The sequence below is a fragment of the Jeotgalibacillus sp. R-1-5s-1 genome (genome assembly GCF_004405105.1).
In the GTDB taxonomy this organism is placed as follows: Bacteria; Bacillota; Bacilli; order Bacillales; family Jeotgalibacillaceae; genus Jeotgalibacillus.
The window spans coordinates 195,038-212,482 of record NZ_SORW01000012.1 but is presented as its reverse complement, the minus strand read 5'-3'; the positions used below and the strand labels follow the sequence as shown (position 1 = coordinate 212,482).

The following is a 17,445-nucleotide window of genomic DNA, read 5'->3' as shown; positions in this document are numbered from 1 at the left end:
GTCTGAAGGAGGGATTTGATGGGGAAGCCGACTGGATTTATGGAGTATCAACGCCATTCGCAGCGTGAACGTGATCCGAAAGAGCGGATCAACGACTGGAAAGACTATACGAAGCCAATGTCGGAACAGGAAATCAAATTAGAGGGTGCTCGCTGTATGGATTGCGGCGTGCCAACCTGTCACACGGGGACAGAGATCAACGGCCAGACAACAGGATGTCCGGTCTACCATCTCATCCCGGAATGGAACGACCTTGTTTATCAGGGGAAATGGAAGGAAGCGCTTGAGCGTGAGCACGAGCGCAACAACTTCCCTGAGTTTACAGGGACAGCCTGTCCGGCACCATGTGAAGGCGCCTGTGTACTGGGTATTAATGAAGACCCGGTGGCGATCCGTACTGTTGAACGTGCGATTATCGAGCGCGGATTCGACGAAGGATGGGTCGTACCGGAGCCGCCTGAAAAGCGCACAGGTAAAAAAGTGGCCGTTGTCGGGTCAGGCCCTGCAGGACTTGCAGCAGCTGCTCAGCTGAATAAAGCGGGTCATCTCGTAACGGTTTATGAGAAAAACGACCGCGTTGGCGGACTGCTGACATATGGCATTCCTGAAATGAAGCTCCCATACTATATGGTTGAGCGCCGTGTGAAAATCCTTGAAGCAGAAGGCATCACGTTTGTTACAAACGCAGAAATCGGGGGCAACGTGCCTGTTGAACAGCTGCGTGAAGAATTTGACTCCATTATTTTATGTGGAGGAGCACAGGTTCACCGCAACATTGATGTGGAAGGTCGCGATCTGAAAGGGATCCATTACGCAATGGATTTCCTTCACAGCAACACAAAGAGTCTTCTGGACTCCAACCATGAGGACGGTAACTACATTTCAGCTGAGGGTAAAGATGTGATCGTGATCGGAGGCGGAGACACAGGTACAGACTGTCTTGCCACTTCATTACGTCATAACTGTAAGAGTCTGACTCAGTTTGATATCTACGATAAAAAAGGCTCGATCCGTGATGCGCTTGGCAACCCGTGGCCGCAGTATCCGATTATCCATCGTATTGAATACGGCCAAAAGGAAGCTGCAAGCAAATACGGAGACGATCCAAGAGCCTATGCCGTTCAGACAACTAAGTTTGTCGGCGACGAAGATGGCCATGTAAAAGAAGTACACACGGTTAATGTAAAACTCCGTATTGAAAACGGCAAAAAGATCCGTGAAACGATCCCTGGATCAGAAAAAGTCTGGAAAGCAGACCTTGTTCTTCTGGCGATCGGCTTCAGCGGTCCTGAACAAAGCCTGATTCAAAAGCTTGGTGTTGAAACAACAGACCGTTCAACAGTCAAAGCAGAATACGGTGACTACCGCACAAACGTAGAAGGCATCTTCTCTGCAGGCGATATGCGCCGCGGACAAAGCCTCATCGTCTGGGCCATCAACGAAGGGCGTGAAGCCGCAAGAGAATGCGACCGCTACCTGATGGGCTCAACTGTATTACCATAGGATGAATGAAAGCCGGGACTGCTTGGAGCAGTTCCGGTTTTTTTAATGTGTGCAGGCGGCTGAGGGTGGGAAGTGAATGGATTTGTATCGTTCGCGGGCATTTATGTGTTGTGTAAAAAGATTTTTGTATCGATTCAAAAAATATATGTACTGTTCTGGAAAACAAATGTAACGTTGCCGTTAAGGACATGGTGAATTGTCTTGTTTCACTAATTTTATGTACTGTTACAGCACTTATTTGTATTGTTCCGCTGGATTATTGTATTGACTCACTGCTTTACGCGAAGCTCTATCCACTACCTCCTCCAGACCTTTTCCGCGGTATTCATTCACTGTTTGTCCAAAAACCTCTCTCTTCCTAATTGATGGTGCCGACCTTTAATCACCCTCTTATTTTCCAGAAAAAATCATCTGATCAAGTTTGTTCCAACCTTCGATAGGGAAACACTCATAAGGAAGTTCATTACATATTTTGAGGAGGAATGGAAGTGAGCAACGAAGGCAAATCAAACAAAAAGCACGAGCAACTAGATACGTTCCGCACAGACGACTCCGGTAAAAAGATGACGACCAATCAGGGTCTTAAGGTATCAGAGGATGAATTTTCCCTAAAAGCAGGTGTAAGGGGACCGACTCTTCTTGAGGACTTTCAATTCAGGGAGAAAATGACGCATTTTGATCATGAGCGGATCCCGGAAAGAATTGTTCATGCGCGGGGATATGGTGCGCATGGCGAATTTGAATTGTACGAATCGGCAGAAGCCTATACGAGAGCGGGCTTCCTCACTGACACGTCAAAAAAGACCCCTGTTTTTGTGCGTTTTTCAACGGTTGCCGGCTCTAAAGGGTCAGCTGATGTGGCCCGTGATGCACGTGGATTTGCGGTTAAGTTTTATACGGATGAAGGGAACTATGATCTGGTCGGAAACAATATCCCGGTCTTTTTTATCCAGGATGCCATGAAGTTTCCTGACCTCGTGCACGCTGTAAAACCTGAGCCGCACAATGAGATTCCACAGGCTGCCTCTGCTCACGATACATTCTGGGACTTTGTCGCGAATAATCAGGAATCTGCCCATATGGTCATGTGGACGATGTCTGACAGAGCAATTCCGCGAAGCTATCGGATGATGGAAGGCTTCGGTGTTCACACATTCCGCTTTATCAATAAAGAAGGCAAAGCTCACTTTGTGAAATTTCACTGGAAACCGCTGCTTGGCACGCATTCAGTTGTCTGGGATGAAGCGCAGAAGCTGAACGGAAAAGATCCGGATTTTCATCGCCGTGATCTGTATGAAGCGATTGAAAATGGTGATTTTCCTGAGTATGAGCTCGGTGTACAGCTGATTTCTGAGGAAGATGAGTTTAAATTCGACTTTGATGTGCTCGATGCCACAAAGCTCTGGCCGGAGGAAGACGTGCCGGTGAAAATCCTTGGCAAAATGACGCTGAATCGAAATGTAGATAACGTTTTTGCTGAGACAGAACAGGTTGCTTTCCATCCGGGACATCTCGTTCCAGGCATTGATTTTACCAATGATCCGCTTTTACAGGGAAGACTGTTCTCTTACACGGATACGCAATTAATTCGCCTTGGCGGACCGAATTTTCATGAACTTCCGATTAATCGTCCGGTCTGTCCGTTCCATAATAACCAGCGTGACGGTTATGGGCGTCAAACCATTAATAAGGGGCAGGTCAGCTATCATAAAAATTCACTTGCGCAAAATACTCCTGAAACCTCTACAGAAGAAGAGGGCGGCTTTGCCCATTATCAGGAGAAAATGGAGGGGCGCAAAGTACGTGCGAGAAGTGACAGCTTCAAGGATCACTTCTCACAGGCAACTCTTTTCTGGAACAGCATGAGTCAGCCTGAAAAAGATCACATTAAGCAGGCCTTCAGCTTTGAGCTTGGTAAATGTGACACGATGTCGATTCGCAGGCAGGTCGTTGAGATGTTCGCCAATGTCAGCATGGAGCTTGCCACTGAGGTTGCCAAAAATATAGGTGTAGAAGCTCCGCAGGGTGAAGGCTCAGGAGTTACAAAATCCTCTCCTGCATTAAGTCAGGAAAACACAGTCAAAACACCCGCTACCCGAAAAGTAGCTGTCATTGCCGGGGAAGGCTTTGAGGGAGATGTCAATGCTGTGATGAAGAAGCTGAAGGCGAAGGGGATTACCGCAGAAGTCGTCAGTGAAACGTTTGGCAGTGTAACAGGAGCCGATGGTTCAAGTCTGGAGGTAGATCATACCTTCCTGACGGCTGATTCCGTCATTTTCGATGGATTGTATTTAGCAGGAGCAAAGGATCCGAGTCGTAAATTTGTGCTGAATACTTCTTATTTCTTAAACGAAGCCTACCAGCATTTCAAACCGATTGGTGCCACGCATGAAGGGAATAAGTGGCTTGAGGTGAATGATATTGCAGAGAGTGCCGGTGTCATTCATGCAGACGATACGGCAACATTTGCAGATGCATATATCGAAGCTGTAACCGCACATCGTCACTGGGATCGTGACGTGATGTAAGAGAGCAGTGAAAAGACTGGAATAGACGCTGATCCGGGCGTTCTGTTTCAGTTTTTTTGTTTTCAAACCATGAGCACAATCGTATATTTCTACGCTGTCACCTATTTAAAATCGCCTCTGACTGGTATACTAACATCACCAAACTTAAGGAGAACGGCTATGACAACATGGAAAGACTATCATCTTAGTGCAGTGATTACAGAGGCACTTGAAAAACTCGCTTTTACATCCCCTACAGAGGTCCAGCAGCAGGTGATCCCTGCCCTTCAACGTGGGAAGGATGTGATGGCAAAAGCGCAGACAGGAAGCGGGAAAACAGCTGCTTATGCAATCCCATTATGTGAAGCGGTTGAGTGGGAAGAAAATAAACCGCAGGCGCTTATCATCACACCAACAAGAGAGCTGGCAGATCAGGTGCGTCTTGATGCGTCTGCCATTGGCCGTTTCAAGCGGATCAAGGCGGTTGCACTTTTCGGCAGACAGTCCTTTGCGAAGCAGAAGCTTGAATTAAAGCAGAAAACACATATTGTAGTAGGAACACCGGGCCGTTTACTCGACCACTTAGAGAAGGGAACGTTTGACCCTTCCCATTTGCGATACGTCGTGATTGATGAAGCGGATGAACTGTTTAATCGCGGCTTTATTGAGCAGGTGGAGGCCATTATGAAGTTCATGCCCTCTAAAAGGGTCACAGCGCTCTTCTCAGCGACTTTTTCGGAAGAAGTGGAACAGGTGAGCAAAAAGTGGTTAACGTCTCCTGAGCGCTTCGAGATTGCTTCACGTGTGAAGGTCGAGGATTTGATCACCCATCAATATGTAATGATTAACGATGAAGACAAACTGTCTGCTCTCAAGCAGATCACCATGGCAGAAAACCCGGATACGTGCATGATTTTCTGCCGGACACAGGAGCGGACGGATATTCTGACTAAACAGCTGGATCAGGCGGGCTATCCTTGTGACAAAATCCACGGTGGTATGGTTCAGGAAGAGCGCTTTGATGTCATGAACGAATTTAAGCGGGGTGAGTTCCGTTATCTCGTGGCAACAGATGTGGCTGCGAGAGGGATTGACGTTGATAACGTGTCCCTCGTTCTGAACTATGATATTCCGCTTGAAATGCCTGCTTATGTGCATCGCAGTGGCAGAACGGGACGTGCAGGAAACACAGGTAAAGTCATTTCCCTGGTGGAAGCAAGAGAACAAGAGCGGCTTCAAGGAATCATTGAATACAGGGATGCACCGATTGAAGAAGTAAGTCTGACCAATTTCACCCCTGATCCTGAAGCGTTTCATCGGAAAATGGAAGAGGAGCAGGAGCGGAAAACAGCAGCCATTGAAAAAGTCAGCGCAGATATCCAAAAGATCTACGTGAATGGCGGCAAAAAGAAAAAACTCAGAGCCGTCGATTTTGTCGGTACCATCACGTCTATTGATGGTGTGAATGCTGAAGATATCGGGATTATCACGATCGAACCCACTTGCTCATTTATCGAAATTTTAAACGGCAAAGGTCCGCTAGTAATAGAAGAGCTGCGTGATAAAACAATCAAAGGCAAAAAGCTGAAGGTACATCCGGCGAAAAAATAATGAAGTGAAGGTACTTGATCCAGTCTGCACTTTTATCGACAGAGTTCAAGGTGCTATCAACATGAGTTGCTGTGCGATCAACAATTGGTGCGCTCTGAATTCATCTATCGACATTAACAGCTTATCTATCGACTGAAATGATAAGGCTATCGGCATCAGGAGAAGATCCTATCTATATCAAGAACTAAGCTTCACCATCTCATTCTGTCGCGATATCATTTCAAATAATCTGAGCACCTGCTTTCAATCGGAAAGCAGGTGCTTCTTTTCAAAAAGAGGGAATTACTTGAAGTTTGAAAGCGTCCCCGATAGAATAAAAGAGTTGAAAAATTCTTACTATTAGGGAGGATAATGATGTGAAAGAAAAGCAATCATGGAAAGTACCTCATACGTTTGTCATTGTCTTCTTCGTGGTCGTTTTAGCGGCTGTGCTGACCTATGTGGTGCCGGCAGGGCAGTTTGAAACCGAGGAAGTAACGTATACACAGGATGGAGAAGAGTCCACGAGAACGGTCCTGGACCCTGACAGCTTCAGCTACGTTACAGATGACAATGGAGATCAGGTTAGACAGGGAACAGCGCTGTTTGAGGACGGCGGAGGTGCCGGTTTCCTGAATTATGTTTTCGAAGGGCTTGTGTCAGGTGATAAGTGGGGCTCAGCTGTTGGTGTAGTAGCCTTCATCCTGATTATTGGAGGAGCTTTCGGCATTATTTTAAGAACACGTGCCATAGAGCAGGGAATCTTAAAAGTGATTGATAAAACAAAGGGCCGTGAAATTTTAATTATTCCGGTAATGTTTTTCCTGTTTTCGCTGGGGGGAGCTGTTTTCGGAATGGGTGAAGAAGCGATTGCGTTCGCCATTATTCTCGTTCCGCTGATGGTTGCACTCGGATATGATGCGATTACGGGTGTCATGATTACATATGTAGCTACGCAGGTCGGTTTTGCAACGTCATGGATGAACCCTTTCAGTGTAGCGATTGCCCAGGGGGTTTCGGATGTACCGGTCCTTTCCGGTGCACCATTCCGAATTGCCATGTGGCTTGTTTTTACACTGGTTGGGATTATTTTCACCTGGATTTACGCATCAAAAATTAAAAAGGATCCGAAGAAATCCTTATCTTATGAGACAGATGCTTATTTCAGAAAAAACGGTGATCTCAAAGATCTGCAGGCGAATTTCACATTTGGTCATGCACTTGTTGTATTAACTTTGATTGCCGGGATTGGCTGGGTGATCTGGGGCGTAATTGAACGTGCTTACTATATTCCTGAAATTGCCTCACAATTCTTTACGATGGGACTCGTTGCAGGGATTATTGGTGTCATGTTTAAGCTGAATAATATGAAAGTGGATGACATTGCTGAAGGATTTATCGAAGGTGCGAAAGATCTGCTGCCCGCAGCCTTGATTGTTGGAATGGCAAAAGGTATTGTCATTATCCTCGGCGGCGACAGTCCTGATGCACCATCTGTTCTTAACACGATGTTGTATGGAGCGGGTCAGGCGATTGGAGATTTGCCTTCAGCGCTTTCAGCCTGGTTTATGTATGCATTTCAGTCTGTTTTCAATTTCTTTGTTGTTTCCGGCTCAGGCCAGGCAGCCCTGACGATGCCTTTGATGGCGCCTCTCGCAGATATTGCCGGGGTAACAAGACAGACAGCTGTCCTTGCCTTTCAACTGGGTGATGGATTAACAAACATCTTTGTTCCAACCTCAGCAGCGCTATTAGGGACGCTTGGTGCAGCCAGAATTGACTGGGGTACTTGGGCACGTTTTATCTGGAAGTTTATGCTGCTCCTTGTTGGACTTGCGACCATTTTTATGATCATCGCCTCTGTGATAAACTTCTGATAACCACACGCTTCGAGGAGGAACAGCATGCTAACGTTAATAAAAAATGCAGATGTATACACACCTGAACCCATTGGTATAAAGGATATTCTGATTGCAGATAAACGCATTGCCGCGATTGAGGACCGGATCGAACTTCCTCCGGAGACTCCAGGACTTACGGTAATGGACGCTGAGCATAAAATAGCCGTACCAGGCTTTATTGATTCACATGTGCACATCATAGGAGGCGGGGGAGAAGGCAGTTATAAAACCCGCACGCCTGAACTCCAGCTGACAGATGCGACGCTTGGAGGGGTAACAACGCTCGTTGGTGTCATAGGAACAGACGGCACAACCCGAACCATGCCTGCGCTGATTGCAAAAGCAAAAGCGCTGGAGGAGGAAGGTATTACTTGTTATGTGCATACCGGTTCCTATCAGGTGCCAGTCAAAACACTTACAGGTAAAATCGAGGATGACCTCATTCTGATTGACCGAATCATCGGTACTGGAGAAATTGCCATTGCCGATCACCGTTCCTCTCAGCCAACCGTTGAAGAAATGGCGAAGATTGCTTCTGCAGCAAGGATTGGTGGCATGTTGTCCGGTAAAGCAGGTATTGTAAACGTCCATGTTGGGGATAGTTATGATCATCTAAAAATCATTGAACAGGTCATTGAAACGACGGACATCCCGATCAAACAGTTCTATCCAACGCATATTAACCGGAATCCGCATCTATTTGAAGCAGGCATCGCATATGCCAAAAAAGGTGGTTACGTTGATTTTACGACGAGTTCTATTCCAAAGTTTTTAGAAGAGGGAGAAGTAAAGTGTTCAACAGCTTTAAGAAGAATGCTTGAAGCTGGCGTACAGGTCTCACAAATCACTTTTACATCAGATGGTCAGGCGAGTCTCCCGGATTTTGATCAGGATGGGGAACTCATTGGCCTGCAGATCGGAAAAGTGACCTCTCTTTATAAAGAGGTGCGAGATGCTGTGTTGGATGAAAAGGTGCCTTTAAGTTCAGCCATCCGTGTGGTTACCCAAAACCCTGCAAAAATATTAAAGTTTACTCAAAAAGGGGAGCTTTCGAGTGGGAAAGACGCCGACGTGGTGCTCTTATCGCAGGATGACTACAGCATCGATTCTGTATTTGCACTGGGAAAACTGATGGTACACAATGGTGAAGCTGTTGTTAAAGGAACATTTGAATAGCTATAATGGAAATAACTACATAAAAACGCTCCTACATTTTCATGCAGGAGCGTTTTTTAAAGGATTGAATATGCAGTTATGAAAAAGACGATAGGTATGGTTACAAGAGCGATCGCTATCCCTAAGATAATTGATACTAGAAACCCTTTCCAGCTCGAAAAACCATGAACAACACCTGTCATTTTGCTTGTAATCACGATATTCCAGACACCTAAAAGAAAACTGATTAACCCAAGTAAGAATGCTGATCCCCCAGGTAAGACAGACACTTCCATCAGCTCCGGCCGCTGAAAATATAACTCCCCGAAAATTATGACATAAATCACAACCACAACAGTTAGAACAAGGTTTGTAACAGCTGTTAATCCAAAGGTCTTTCTCATCTCCTGTACAGTACCAGAACCGTCTAACCAGCCACCAACCACCGTATAGAGCCAGCTGCCAATATAATAGCCTCCCAGCCCAATAACCGGGCCACCGATCAGTACAATAATTGCTATGAGGGCAGGGGATACAACAGAATTGATTCCGGTCTCCTGCAACGCATTTAACAATCCTCCAATGCCTGCAATCATCAAAAGAATTAAAGATAATTTCTCCTTATTATGTTCAATCATATATCTGGTTGTGGCTTTCGGTTTAAACCAGACAGTTAAAATTGGATTCATCATACCATCTCCTTCCTGTTAAAAGATACGTATTGCTTATATAAAAGGTTTCATATTTTTCCTTAATATAGGTGATCAGATAGGAGTGTACGTAATTGTATACATGTAAACAAAATGTAAACATTGAGTATACAAATTAGTATACATGTACACGAAGTTGTATGCATATTGATATGAAGGGATGTGTACATATTTGTATGCTTGTGTACGATATTGTTTACATGAAATCAGATTGTTCAGTACTTAAGGTTGATTGACGAACCATTCACCTTTCATTAAAGTGGTAACATGAGTTTGTTTTTGGTTAGCAGACTCGAATACATAGTTTATTCAGGAGGTAACAATGACAAACGCAAGAATTGCAGCAGTTGATGTAGGTAACGATTCAATAAAAGCCCTTTTTGGAAAATCAGATTATGAAGTAAGTATTCCGAACGTAATTGCCCGTGATCGCGAAGATCGTCCTGTCATCGGGATTGAGGACCTTCACCAGAAGGATCCGCTTGATGGCCTTCATATTCGTGTACACTCCCCTGCCCTGCAGGACAACAATGTGATTTACCGTGTTGGTGACCTGGCAACAAAGAGTGATAATGCAACTGAGCTTGATCCAGGAAGCAGTAAGTCAGAAGAAGATCAGTCTCTTGTTATGCTATTCGCAACGATCGCACTTGATGCCGTTCGTGAAGAATCAGGGTTTAAAGAGAAAAATAATGTGGTTGATGCAACATATACATTGGGAACAGGTCTTCCTTTACGTGAAGTGAAGGAAGGTAAGGATGTAGGGTTCCGTTCTCAGCTTCTAGGCTCGGTACACCAGGTTGAGTTTCTTGTAACACCAAAATACCAAGGTAAAAAAGTAAATATTAAATTTGAGGAAGTAAAAGTTTATCCGGAAGGGTTTGCAGCATTTATCAACCTTGTGATGGATAACGATGGAAAAATCATTAACCGCGACCTCATTGACAAGCAGATCCTGATTCAGGACATCGGTGGACTTTCAACGGATATCGCCGTGATCCGCAATCGTAACGTAGATGATGATAAAGCACAGGGCTTTAACCTGGGTGTATCTGAATCACTTGAACAGATTCGTGAAGAAATCCGCTCAAGACATGGGGTTGAGCTCGATTCACGTCGTGACGTAGTCGATATTATCACGAAGAAAAATGATCGCAATCACATCATGGTTAAGGGAAGCCGTACGAGTGTTCATGACATTACAGACCGTATTCTCCTTGACCTTGCGAAGAAAGAATACCGCCATCTGCGCAACGTTTGGCAGAAAAACTCCCAGACTGAAATCTGCTACTTTGTCGGTGGAGGAGCGATGGTGTTAAAAGAGTATCTGAAGACGCTTAATAACAACCTTGATGGCTATAACATTGACTTCTTTGAGGATGAGAAGGAAAGCATCTGGATGATGGCAAATGCTTACCACAAGTTGATCAGTGACTTTGTACGCAAAAATTCACCTGCAAAGGAAGCTGCAGCTGCTAAAGATCAAAAAGAAGCAAAAGCAGCCACTAAATAAGGTGTAAATGATGAGTGGGGGATCCGTTACTTCAATCAAGAGGGGACAGGCGATCACCTTTCGCCTCCCCTCTGATACTCCGGACCATCTGTTAAGGGAACTGCAGCGTTTGAAAGAGACAGAAAAACGCAATTTCTCCAGTAAAATTGCTGAGTATGCGCTTGAGGGACTTGGTCGCAGCGCTCAAAAGGAAAGAGAAACGATCACTGTGCCCCTTCCAAAGCAATTGTCAAAAGAGCAGCGTTCATGGCTCAGACATTCGCATTCAGAAGCCTTACTCGGAAATATTGTTTATCAGCTATTGAATGACCCGGTAAGAGCTACCGCCATACTTGCTTCGATGAACAGCAACTCATTATCTGTGGATGATGCTCTTTACCTTCAGGAGGAAGAAAAGCCACATGCTGTGGATGATTTATATGAACGTGAAGAAAGAGAAACACCGCCTTCCAAACCATCATTTTCAGATGATGATCTCATGGATCTGAACTGGGATGATATTAAAACAGAAGAGCCGGAACCTGCAGAAAAAGAAGTAAAAGAAGAAACTCTGGATGATTTGCTCGGAAGTTTCCTGGAGAAAATGAATAAATAAATGAATAAAAAGACATCTATTTACAATAGATGTCTTTTTATTTTAATCAAATATCATTTTGTTCCTTATTCTTCATTTTCCTTCTTCGACTATTCATGAACAGAATCACTGCGCCTACAGTAGAGAAAAATAGAATCATATAATTAAACGGTTCAGGATTAGGGTCGTTAATAATCAGATAAAAAATCCTGAACGAATTAATCAGAAGTATAATACTGAAAAACAAATCTAATTTGCGTAAATCCAAAACAGTCCCCGCTTTCTTAACTCAGCACTTATAGACATGTGGATAGGTCAGGCTGTGTTTTTATTTATCCACATGTGGAAAACGTTTAGCAATCCCTACTATGACCTGAACTGCTTTTTCCATGTTATCCACAGAAATGTACTCAAATTTACCGTGGAAATTCTCTCCTCCTGTGAAGATGTTTGGTGTTGGCAGTCCCATAAAGGATAGTTGGGATCCATCTGTTCCACCGCGGATTGGCTCAATGATAGCCTCTATGCCAAGGTCATTCATCGTTTCCTTAGCAATATCCACAATAAAGCTCACAGGCTCGATTTTCTCACGCATGTTATAGTACTGATCTTCCAAATGTAATGTAACAGTACCTTCGCCGTGTTTGGCATTCGTCTCATTTACAGCTCGCTGTAACAGCTTTTTGCGGGCTTCAAATTTCTCGCGGCTGTGATCACGAATGATGTACTCCATTTCTGTTCTCTCCACATCACCTGTCATATGAAGAAGGTGGAAAAATCCTTCGTAGCCTGATGTGAATTCAGGTACTTCATCCAATGGCAGAAGACGATTAAATTCCATACCGATCTTTAGTGAATTCACCATTTTGTTCTTTGCTGTACCAGGATGTACGTTGTTTCCTTTAATCACAACTTTTGCTCCCGCAGCATTAAAGCTCTCATATTGTAATTCTCCAAGTGGACCACCATCAATAGTGTAAGCATATTGAGCGCCAAATCGCTCAACGTCAAATTTGTGAGGGCCGCGTCCGATTTCCTCGTCAGGTGTGAAGGCAACACGGATCTTTCCATGTTTAATTTCCGGATGCTGGATCAGATAATTCATTGCCGTCATGATTTCAGCGATTCCAGCCTTGTTATCAGCACCTAAAAGAGTGGTTCCGTCTGTTGTAATCAAAGTATGCCCCTTATATTTATTGATTTCAGGGAATTCTCGGGGTGATAGGACAACATTCAGCTCTTCGTTTAATGTGATGTCGCCACCTTCATAAGCTTTTATAACCTGTGGATTGACGTTAGTCCCGGTAAAGTCGGTTGCAGTATCCACATGGGCAAGGAAGCCGATCGTCGCAACATCATCATCTGTATTAGATGGAAGGGTGGCCATTAAATAGCCGTTTTCATCAACCTCAACTTCCTCCATACCAATATCCTTTAATTCTTTTTCCAGTAGACGGAGCAGACCCCACTGTTTTTCAGTAGAAGGAGTGGTGGCAGAGGCTGCGTTGGATTGCGTATCGATTTTTGCATATGTAATTAAACGGTCCATTAATTCCTGTTTCATGATTTGTTCCTCCTATAGTGAGTACTGAGTTCTTCATTTTTAGTATATCATTTTCGGGGATGGATCAGTAAAGGTGAGGATATTGGGAGGAATGATAAATCGGGCTGGGACGCATCCTCCGCTTTTCTTTGTGTCTAGCTACGTCGGGCAGGGACTAGCAAACTTCCCATCCCCTCGTCCGATAAGTCAACATCAGCTCACTTTGCCGTGTTTTCTTTATCTCCGTCGGGGCCGGTCCAGTTTGTACGTCCCTAAACGCCGGTCTCCGCTTTTCTATGGCCGGGCGGTGAACCCGCTGTGCTTCGCACATCGGGTTCACCTGACCCTTTCCGCCACAGGAGTCAGCGGATGCGTCCCAGCCGTATAATGTTTGGACAAGACAATAATTGCATAAGTAGTTATTAAATGATGGCAGGTCCATAGGTGATTAAATTAGAGCAGGAATGTGCGGGAAAACGGCTAGTGTTCACTGAAATTCATAGGTCTATATACACTGAAATGACAAATTTCCTCAGGAACTCACGAAAGTACACTCTAACCTCGCAAACTCGACTGCTAACCTTACAAATTACCCGCACAACCTCACGAATTACGCCGTCACGCACGTCTGCCTCAATAAAAAAACCGGAACACACTTATAAAAAGTGTGTTCCGGATCTGATTACATTATGTTGTTTCAGGATGAAGCTGATTTTGCTTAATCCATGGTCTTAATTTGACGAATATTGGTATAAATAAAGCAGAAACGAATGCTGCTTTAATCAGGTTAAACGGGATAATCGCGCCAAGTGTTGTTGAAAGTTTTACGGTTGGGTCAAGCATGAAGTCCATGCCGAAAAACCATGCGTATGCCGGAAGAATTAAGAAATAATTCAGAACTGCCAGTAGGGTAACCATCAGCAGTGTTCCGGAAATGAGTCCTTTTGCGAGTGCGCCTTTTGTTTTGCGTTTATGATAGAAAAAAGCTACCGGCAGGATGAATGCACAGCCTGCGATAAAGTTAGAAAGTTCCCCGATCGGGATGCCGCTGCCGCGGAATAAATAATAAAGAATGTTTTTCAGTGCTTCCACGATGACTCCTGCCATTGGTGAAAACAACAGTGCTGCTAAAAGTGCAGGCACGTCGCTAAAGTCAATTTTCAGGAAATCCGGTAAAAACGGAAGCGGAAAATTGAGCAGCATCAGCACAAATGCGATGGCACTGAACATCGAAAGCTTTACGAGTAATTGCGTGTTTTTTAACATGAGTAGCTCCTGTCCTCGTCCCACTTACAGAAGTTTTAGCAATGAATCGTACACAAATAAACCCTGCATGACTGGCGCAGTCAGCAGGGAGAATGTAGCACGAAATAAAGGTCACGTTATACACGCGTCCCATTCATTGCCTCCATCTTCTCCCATCCAGACTATACTGTCGGCCTCCGGTTTTCACGGAGTCAGCAAATAGCTCCCTATTCGCTCGCGGGCTCAATCTAAGATTTACCGCCGGTCGGGAATTACACCCTGCCCTGAAGATGGAACGATATTAAATTTTAGTAGGACTTCAGTATACCGTAAAATGAATGGTGATTCAATATTTATGTTTGTGAGCTTGGTTAGTGGGTTTGTGAGGTGCAGAAGGAATTCGTGAGTTTAAAGAGAAAGTATATGAGTTCAGCAATGACTTTCGTGAGCTTCCAGTCACAGTTCGTCATTTTAGTGAAAATATACCCACCCGCCAAAAGGATTTTCTGACTCAAAAGTCGAATATTACGGAGAACGAAACAAACTTCGAGGAGGCTTTTATTATATGATTCAATTCAAGCAGCCGGATGTAGAAAACTTTTTTCAAACATTCGGTATTCAGTCATTTGCAGTCAACAAGGACGAAACACAGCTCGTATTCAGTACAAACCTGAATGGTAAATATAATTTATGGGCGATGGACCTGCCCGACACTTTCCCATACCCGCTCAGCTTTCATAATCAGAGCTGCTCTGAAATCACTTTTGATCCGAAAAGCCGATTCCTGCTTGCTGTCATCGATCAGGATGGCGATGAAAACGGTCAGGTGTATGCTTTGCCAACATCAGGAGGCAGTCTTGAGCCGCTTAGACAATATGAAGGTGCCAGACATATGGGGCTTCGCCTGTCAAAGGATGGCGAAAAACTGTATTACACTTCTACAAAAGATGACTCAACGTATCTGAAGTCATATGAATACAATTTAAATGACGGGACAGAAACGATTATTCAACACGGCAAGGGAGCGTCTACTCATTTAACGGCGAAAAGCCCTGATGAACAGACGTTTGCTTATGTGAAACATTATGCCAATACATACGTTCTCGCTTTTATTAAAAAAGGGGAACAGGAAGTGATGCTGACGCCGAAAACAGATAAGCAGCATACGGTTTCAGGGATTGAGTTCGTATCGGATAATATAATCTATTTTACAACTGATTTTGATGAAGATTTTTCATATCTGGCACGCTTTGATGTTGATAATGAGACGTTTGAAAAGGTGACTGGTGTTGAACAGGAAGGCTTTGACCGGGTGATTTTTGATAAAGTGACAAATTCCCTTTACATCACTGCTGAAAAAGGTGTGCGGGACAAACTGTATCAATACAGTCTGGACACTGAAACGCTTAAAGAAGTTGAAATTCCCACTTCTGAGATCGCGGGTCTGAAGGTAGCGGATTCTGGGAACCTTTATCTGATGGGACGAACGGCTGTGAGACCGCCTAATCTCTATATGAGAGATGAGAACGGCTGGAAGCAGCTGACGAATTATAATGTTCCGGGTGTAAAGGAAGAGGAGCTGGTGGAGCCGGAGCTAATTACGTACAAATCGTTTGATGGTCTGGAAATTGAAGCGCAGCTGTTTAAAGCTAAGCCTGATAAAGACAATGGGCACGTTATTTTATGGCCGCACGGAGGTCCGCAGGCTGCAGAACGTGCAACATTCCGTTCGCTGTTCCAATTCCTTGTGTACAGGGGTTACAGCATTTTTACACCAAATTTCCGTGGATCCACAGGCTACGGACTGGCGTTCTCTAAAATGGTGGAAGGCGACTGGGGACATGGTCCGCGTCTTGATAACATTGAAGGGCTCGAATATTTATTTAAAGAAGGACTTGCCGACCGCGATAAGGTACTGTTAATGGGAGGCAGCTACGGCGGCTATATGGCACTTCTGTTACACGGCCGTCATGCAGATTATTTTAAAGCGGTTGTGGATATTTTCGGTCCGTGCAACTTATTCAGCTTTATTGAATCAGTTCCTGAGCACTGGAAGCCGGTGATGAAGCAATGGGTTGGAGATCCTGTTGAGGATAAAGAAAAGCTGACAGAGGATTCGCCGATTCAGTATCTCGATACGATGACAAAGCCAATGTTCGTCATCCAGGGTGCCAAAGATCCGCGCGTTGTAAAAGCTGAGTCAGATCAGATCGTAGAAGCGCTGAAAGCAAAGGGCCGAGATGTGAAATATCTGGTGCTTGAGGATGAGGGGCACGGGTTCTCTAAAAAGGCGAATGAGATGAAGGTTTATGAGGAAGTGCTGGCGTTTTTTGATCAGTTTGTCTGATTCATTTGCTATAAGATAAAGAGTCTGCTAGACTTTAGGGTAAGATTTCCAATTAAATAAACGTATGACTACTAGGGGTGCCTGATTGTGCAGGCTGAGAGGGGAACGAAGCATTCTCCGACTCTTATGGACCTGATCTGGTTAGTACCAGCGGAGGGAAGTAGAATCGGGCATTTACGTGCTTTCTTTTACTATTCACGCCAGATCTGAGTCTTTCAGATCTGGCGTTTTTATGTTTTTGAAAGGAGGTGAAATGGAATGAATAGAACAAAGCTGATCACGATGATGGCGATGCTGACCGCGATTGGTGTTGTGGGTTCTCAGTTTGTATGGTTTCCTGCAGGCGTTGCCAGGGCATATCCGGTACAGCATGCAGTAAATGTGGTGGCTGCTGTAATGCTCGGTCCTCTGCCTGCAATTGGAGTGGCCTTCATGATCGCGCTTGTCAGAAACTTGCTTGGAATTGGAACCCTGTTGGCTTTTCCAGGCAGTATGATTGGTGCATTCCTTGCAGGTGTTCTTTATAAGAAAACATCCCGACTATCACTTGCAGCTGCCGGAGAAGTGGCGGGTACCGGACTGATCGGTGCACTCACTGCGGTTCCTGTAGCAAAGGTTTTGATGGGTACCGCCTTTGCTGCGTGGTTTTTCATCCCGCCATTTTTAATCAGCAGCTTGTCAGGAGCACTACTTGGATGGCTCCTATTAGCCAGGCTGAATCAATCCACTTATACACAACTACAATAGAAGTTGCCGGGGGTGCCGCAAGTCGGCTGAGATCATACCCATTGAACCTGATCCGGGTCATGCCGGCGAAGGAAAGGTGAATCCCCGTTCTTCTCACAGGAGGAACAAAA

The 17,445-nt window shown here is 44.7% G+C and carries 12 protein-coding genes and 3 riboswitches; of the genes, 9 read left to right on the top strand and 3 right to left on the bottom strand.

Annotation, left to right across the window (positions count from 1 at the left end; all coding sequences use genetic code 11):
- Positions 1–18 precede the first annotated feature (18 nt).
- From E2491_RS06280 to iadA, 5 genes are all read left to right on the top strand, one after another.
- On the top strand, positions 19–1,503 hold the full coding sequence (locus tag E2491_RS06280; protein ID WP_134374054.1) for a glutamate synthase subunit beta: 1,485 nt from the start codon (positions 19–21) through the stop codon (positions 1,501–1,503).
- 488 nt (positions 1,504–1,991) lie between these two features.
- Positions 1,992–4,031 carry a catalase gene (locus tag E2491_RS06275; protein WP_371414456.1) on the top strand — a complete coding sequence of 680 codons (2,040 nt, stop codon included), beginning with the start codon at positions 1,992–1,994 and terminating at the stop codon, positions 4,029–4,031.
- A gap of 159 nt (positions 4,032–4,190) precedes the next feature.
- A complete protein-coding gene (locus tag E2491_RS06270) occupies positions 4,191–5,621 on the top strand; it encodes a DEAD/DEAH box helicase (protein WP_134374050.1) in 1,431 nt (476 codons plus the stop codon).
- A 356-nt stretch (positions 5,622–5,977) separates the two neighbouring features.
- A complete protein-coding gene (yfcC, locus tag E2491_RS06265; RefSeq protein ID WP_134374048.1) occupies positions 5,978–7,477 on the top strand; it encodes a putative basic amino acid antiporter YfcC in 1,500 nt (499 codons plus the stop codon).
- 27 nt (positions 7,478–7,504) lie between these two features.
- The gene (iadA, locus tag E2491_RS06260; protein ID WP_134374046.1) at positions 7,505–8,677 is read left to right on the top strand and encodes a beta-aspartyl-peptidase; all 1,173 of its coding nucleotides are present in this window, start codon (positions 7,505–7,507) and stop codon (positions 8,675–8,677) included.
- A 56-nt stretch (positions 8,678–8,733) separates the two neighbouring features.
- On the opposite strand, the gene E2491_RS06255 is transcribed toward iadA, so the two are convergent.
- Positions 8,734–9,348 (bottom strand): YIP1 family protein, encoded by a 615-nt coding sequence (locus tag E2491_RS06255; protein ID WP_134374044.1) that lies wholly within the window; start codon positions 9,346–9,348, stop codon positions 8,734–8,736.
- 340 nt (positions 9,349–9,688) lie between these two features.
- On the opposite strand from E2491_RS06255, the gene E2491_RS06250 reads away from it, so the two are divergent.
- The gene (locus tag E2491_RS06250) at positions 9,689–10,879 is read left to right on the top strand and encodes a ParM/StbA family protein (protein WP_134374042.1); all 1,191 of its coding nucleotides are present in this window, start codon (positions 9,689–9,691) and stop codon (positions 10,877–10,879) included.
- A 10-nt stretch (positions 10,880–10,889) separates the two neighbouring features.
- Positions 10,890–11,474: a hypothetical protein gene (locus E2491_RS06245; protein WP_134374365.1), complete on the top strand. Its 585-nt coding sequence runs from the start codon at positions 10,890–10,892 to the stop codon at positions 11,472–11,474.
- Positions 11,475–11,781: 307 nt separating this feature from the next.
- Here the strand turns inward: E2491_RS06245 and pepT are convergent, their stop codons facing one another.
- A complete protein-coding gene (gene pepT, locus E2491_RS06240; protein ID WP_134374040.1) occupies positions 11,782–13,017 on the bottom strand; it encodes a peptidase T in 1,236 nt (411 codons plus the stop codon).
- A gap of 666 nt (positions 13,018–13,683) precedes the next feature.
- Positions 13,684–14,262 (bottom strand): ECF transporter S component, encoded by a 579-nt coding sequence (locus E2491_RS06235; protein WP_134374038.1) that lies wholly within the window; start codon positions 14,260–14,262, stop codon positions 13,684–13,686.
- A gap of 140 nt (positions 14,263–14,402) precedes the next feature.
- Positions 14,403–14,537: riboswitch (FMN riboswitch) on the bottom strand.
- A gap of 269 nt (positions 14,538–14,806) precedes the next feature.
- On the opposite strand from E2491_RS06235, the gene E2491_RS06230 reads away from it, so the two are divergent.
- Both E2491_RS06230 and thiW read left to right on the top strand, forming a co-directional pair.
- Complete coding sequence (locus E2491_RS06230; protein WP_134374036.1) at positions 14,807–16,588, top strand: S9 family peptidase; 1,782 nt, start codon at positions 14,807–14,809, stop codon at positions 16,586–16,588.
- 63 nt (positions 16,589–16,651) lie between these two features.
- Positions 16,652–16,764: riboswitch (TPP riboswitch) on the top strand.
- An 82-nt stretch (positions 16,765–16,846) separates the two neighbouring features.
- Positions 16,847–17,335 (top strand): energy coupling factor transporter S component ThiW, encoded by a 489-nt coding sequence (gene thiW / locus E2491_RS06225; protein WP_134374034.1) that lies wholly within the window; start codon positions 16,847–16,849, stop codon positions 17,333–17,335.
- A riboswitch (TPP riboswitch) is annotated at positions 17,334–17,427 on the top strand. Its footprint overlaps the gene before it by 2 nt.
- Positions 17,428–17,445 lie beyond the last annotated feature (18 nt).

Bases quoted from the DNA above. Each gene is read 5' to 3' on its own strand.
- E2491_RS06280 (WP_134374054.1), top strand. From the start codon at position 19: ATGGGGAAGCCGACTGGATTTATGGAGTATCAACGCCATTCGCAGCGT.
- E2491_RS06250 (WP_134374042.1), top strand. From the start codon at position 9,689: ATGACAAACGCAAGAATTGCAGCAGTTGATGTAGGTAACGATTCAATA.
- E2491_RS06235 (WP_134374038.1), bottom strand. From the start codon at position 14,262: ATGTTAAAAAACACGCAATTACTCGTAAAGCTTTCGATGTTCAGTGCC.
- E2491_RS06230 (WP_134374036.1), top strand. From the start codon at position 14,807: ATGATTCAATTCAAGCAGCCGGATGTAGAAAACTTTTTTCAAACATTC.
- E2491_RS06255 (WP_134374044.1), bottom strand. From the start codon at position 9,348: ATGATGAATCCAATTTTAACTGTCTGGTTTAAACCGAAAGCCACAACC.
- E2491_RS06270 (WP_134374050.1), top strand. From the start codon at position 4,191: ATGACAACATGGAAAGACTATCATCTTAGTGCAGTGATTACAGAGGCA.
- pepT (WP_134374040.1), bottom strand. From the start codon at position 13,017: ATGAAACAGGAATTAATGGACCGTTTAATTACATATGCAAAAATCGAT.
- E2491_RS06245 (WP_134374365.1), top strand. From the start codon at position 10,890: ATGAGTGGGGGATCCGTTACTTCAATCAAGAGGGGACAGGCGATCACC.
- iadA (WP_134374046.1), top strand. From the start codon at position 7,505: ATGCTAACGTTAATAAAAAATGCAGATGTATACACACCTGAACCCATT.
- thiW (WP_134374034.1), top strand. From the start codon at position 16,847: ATGAATAGAACAAAGCTGATCACGATGATGGCGATGCTGACCGCGATT.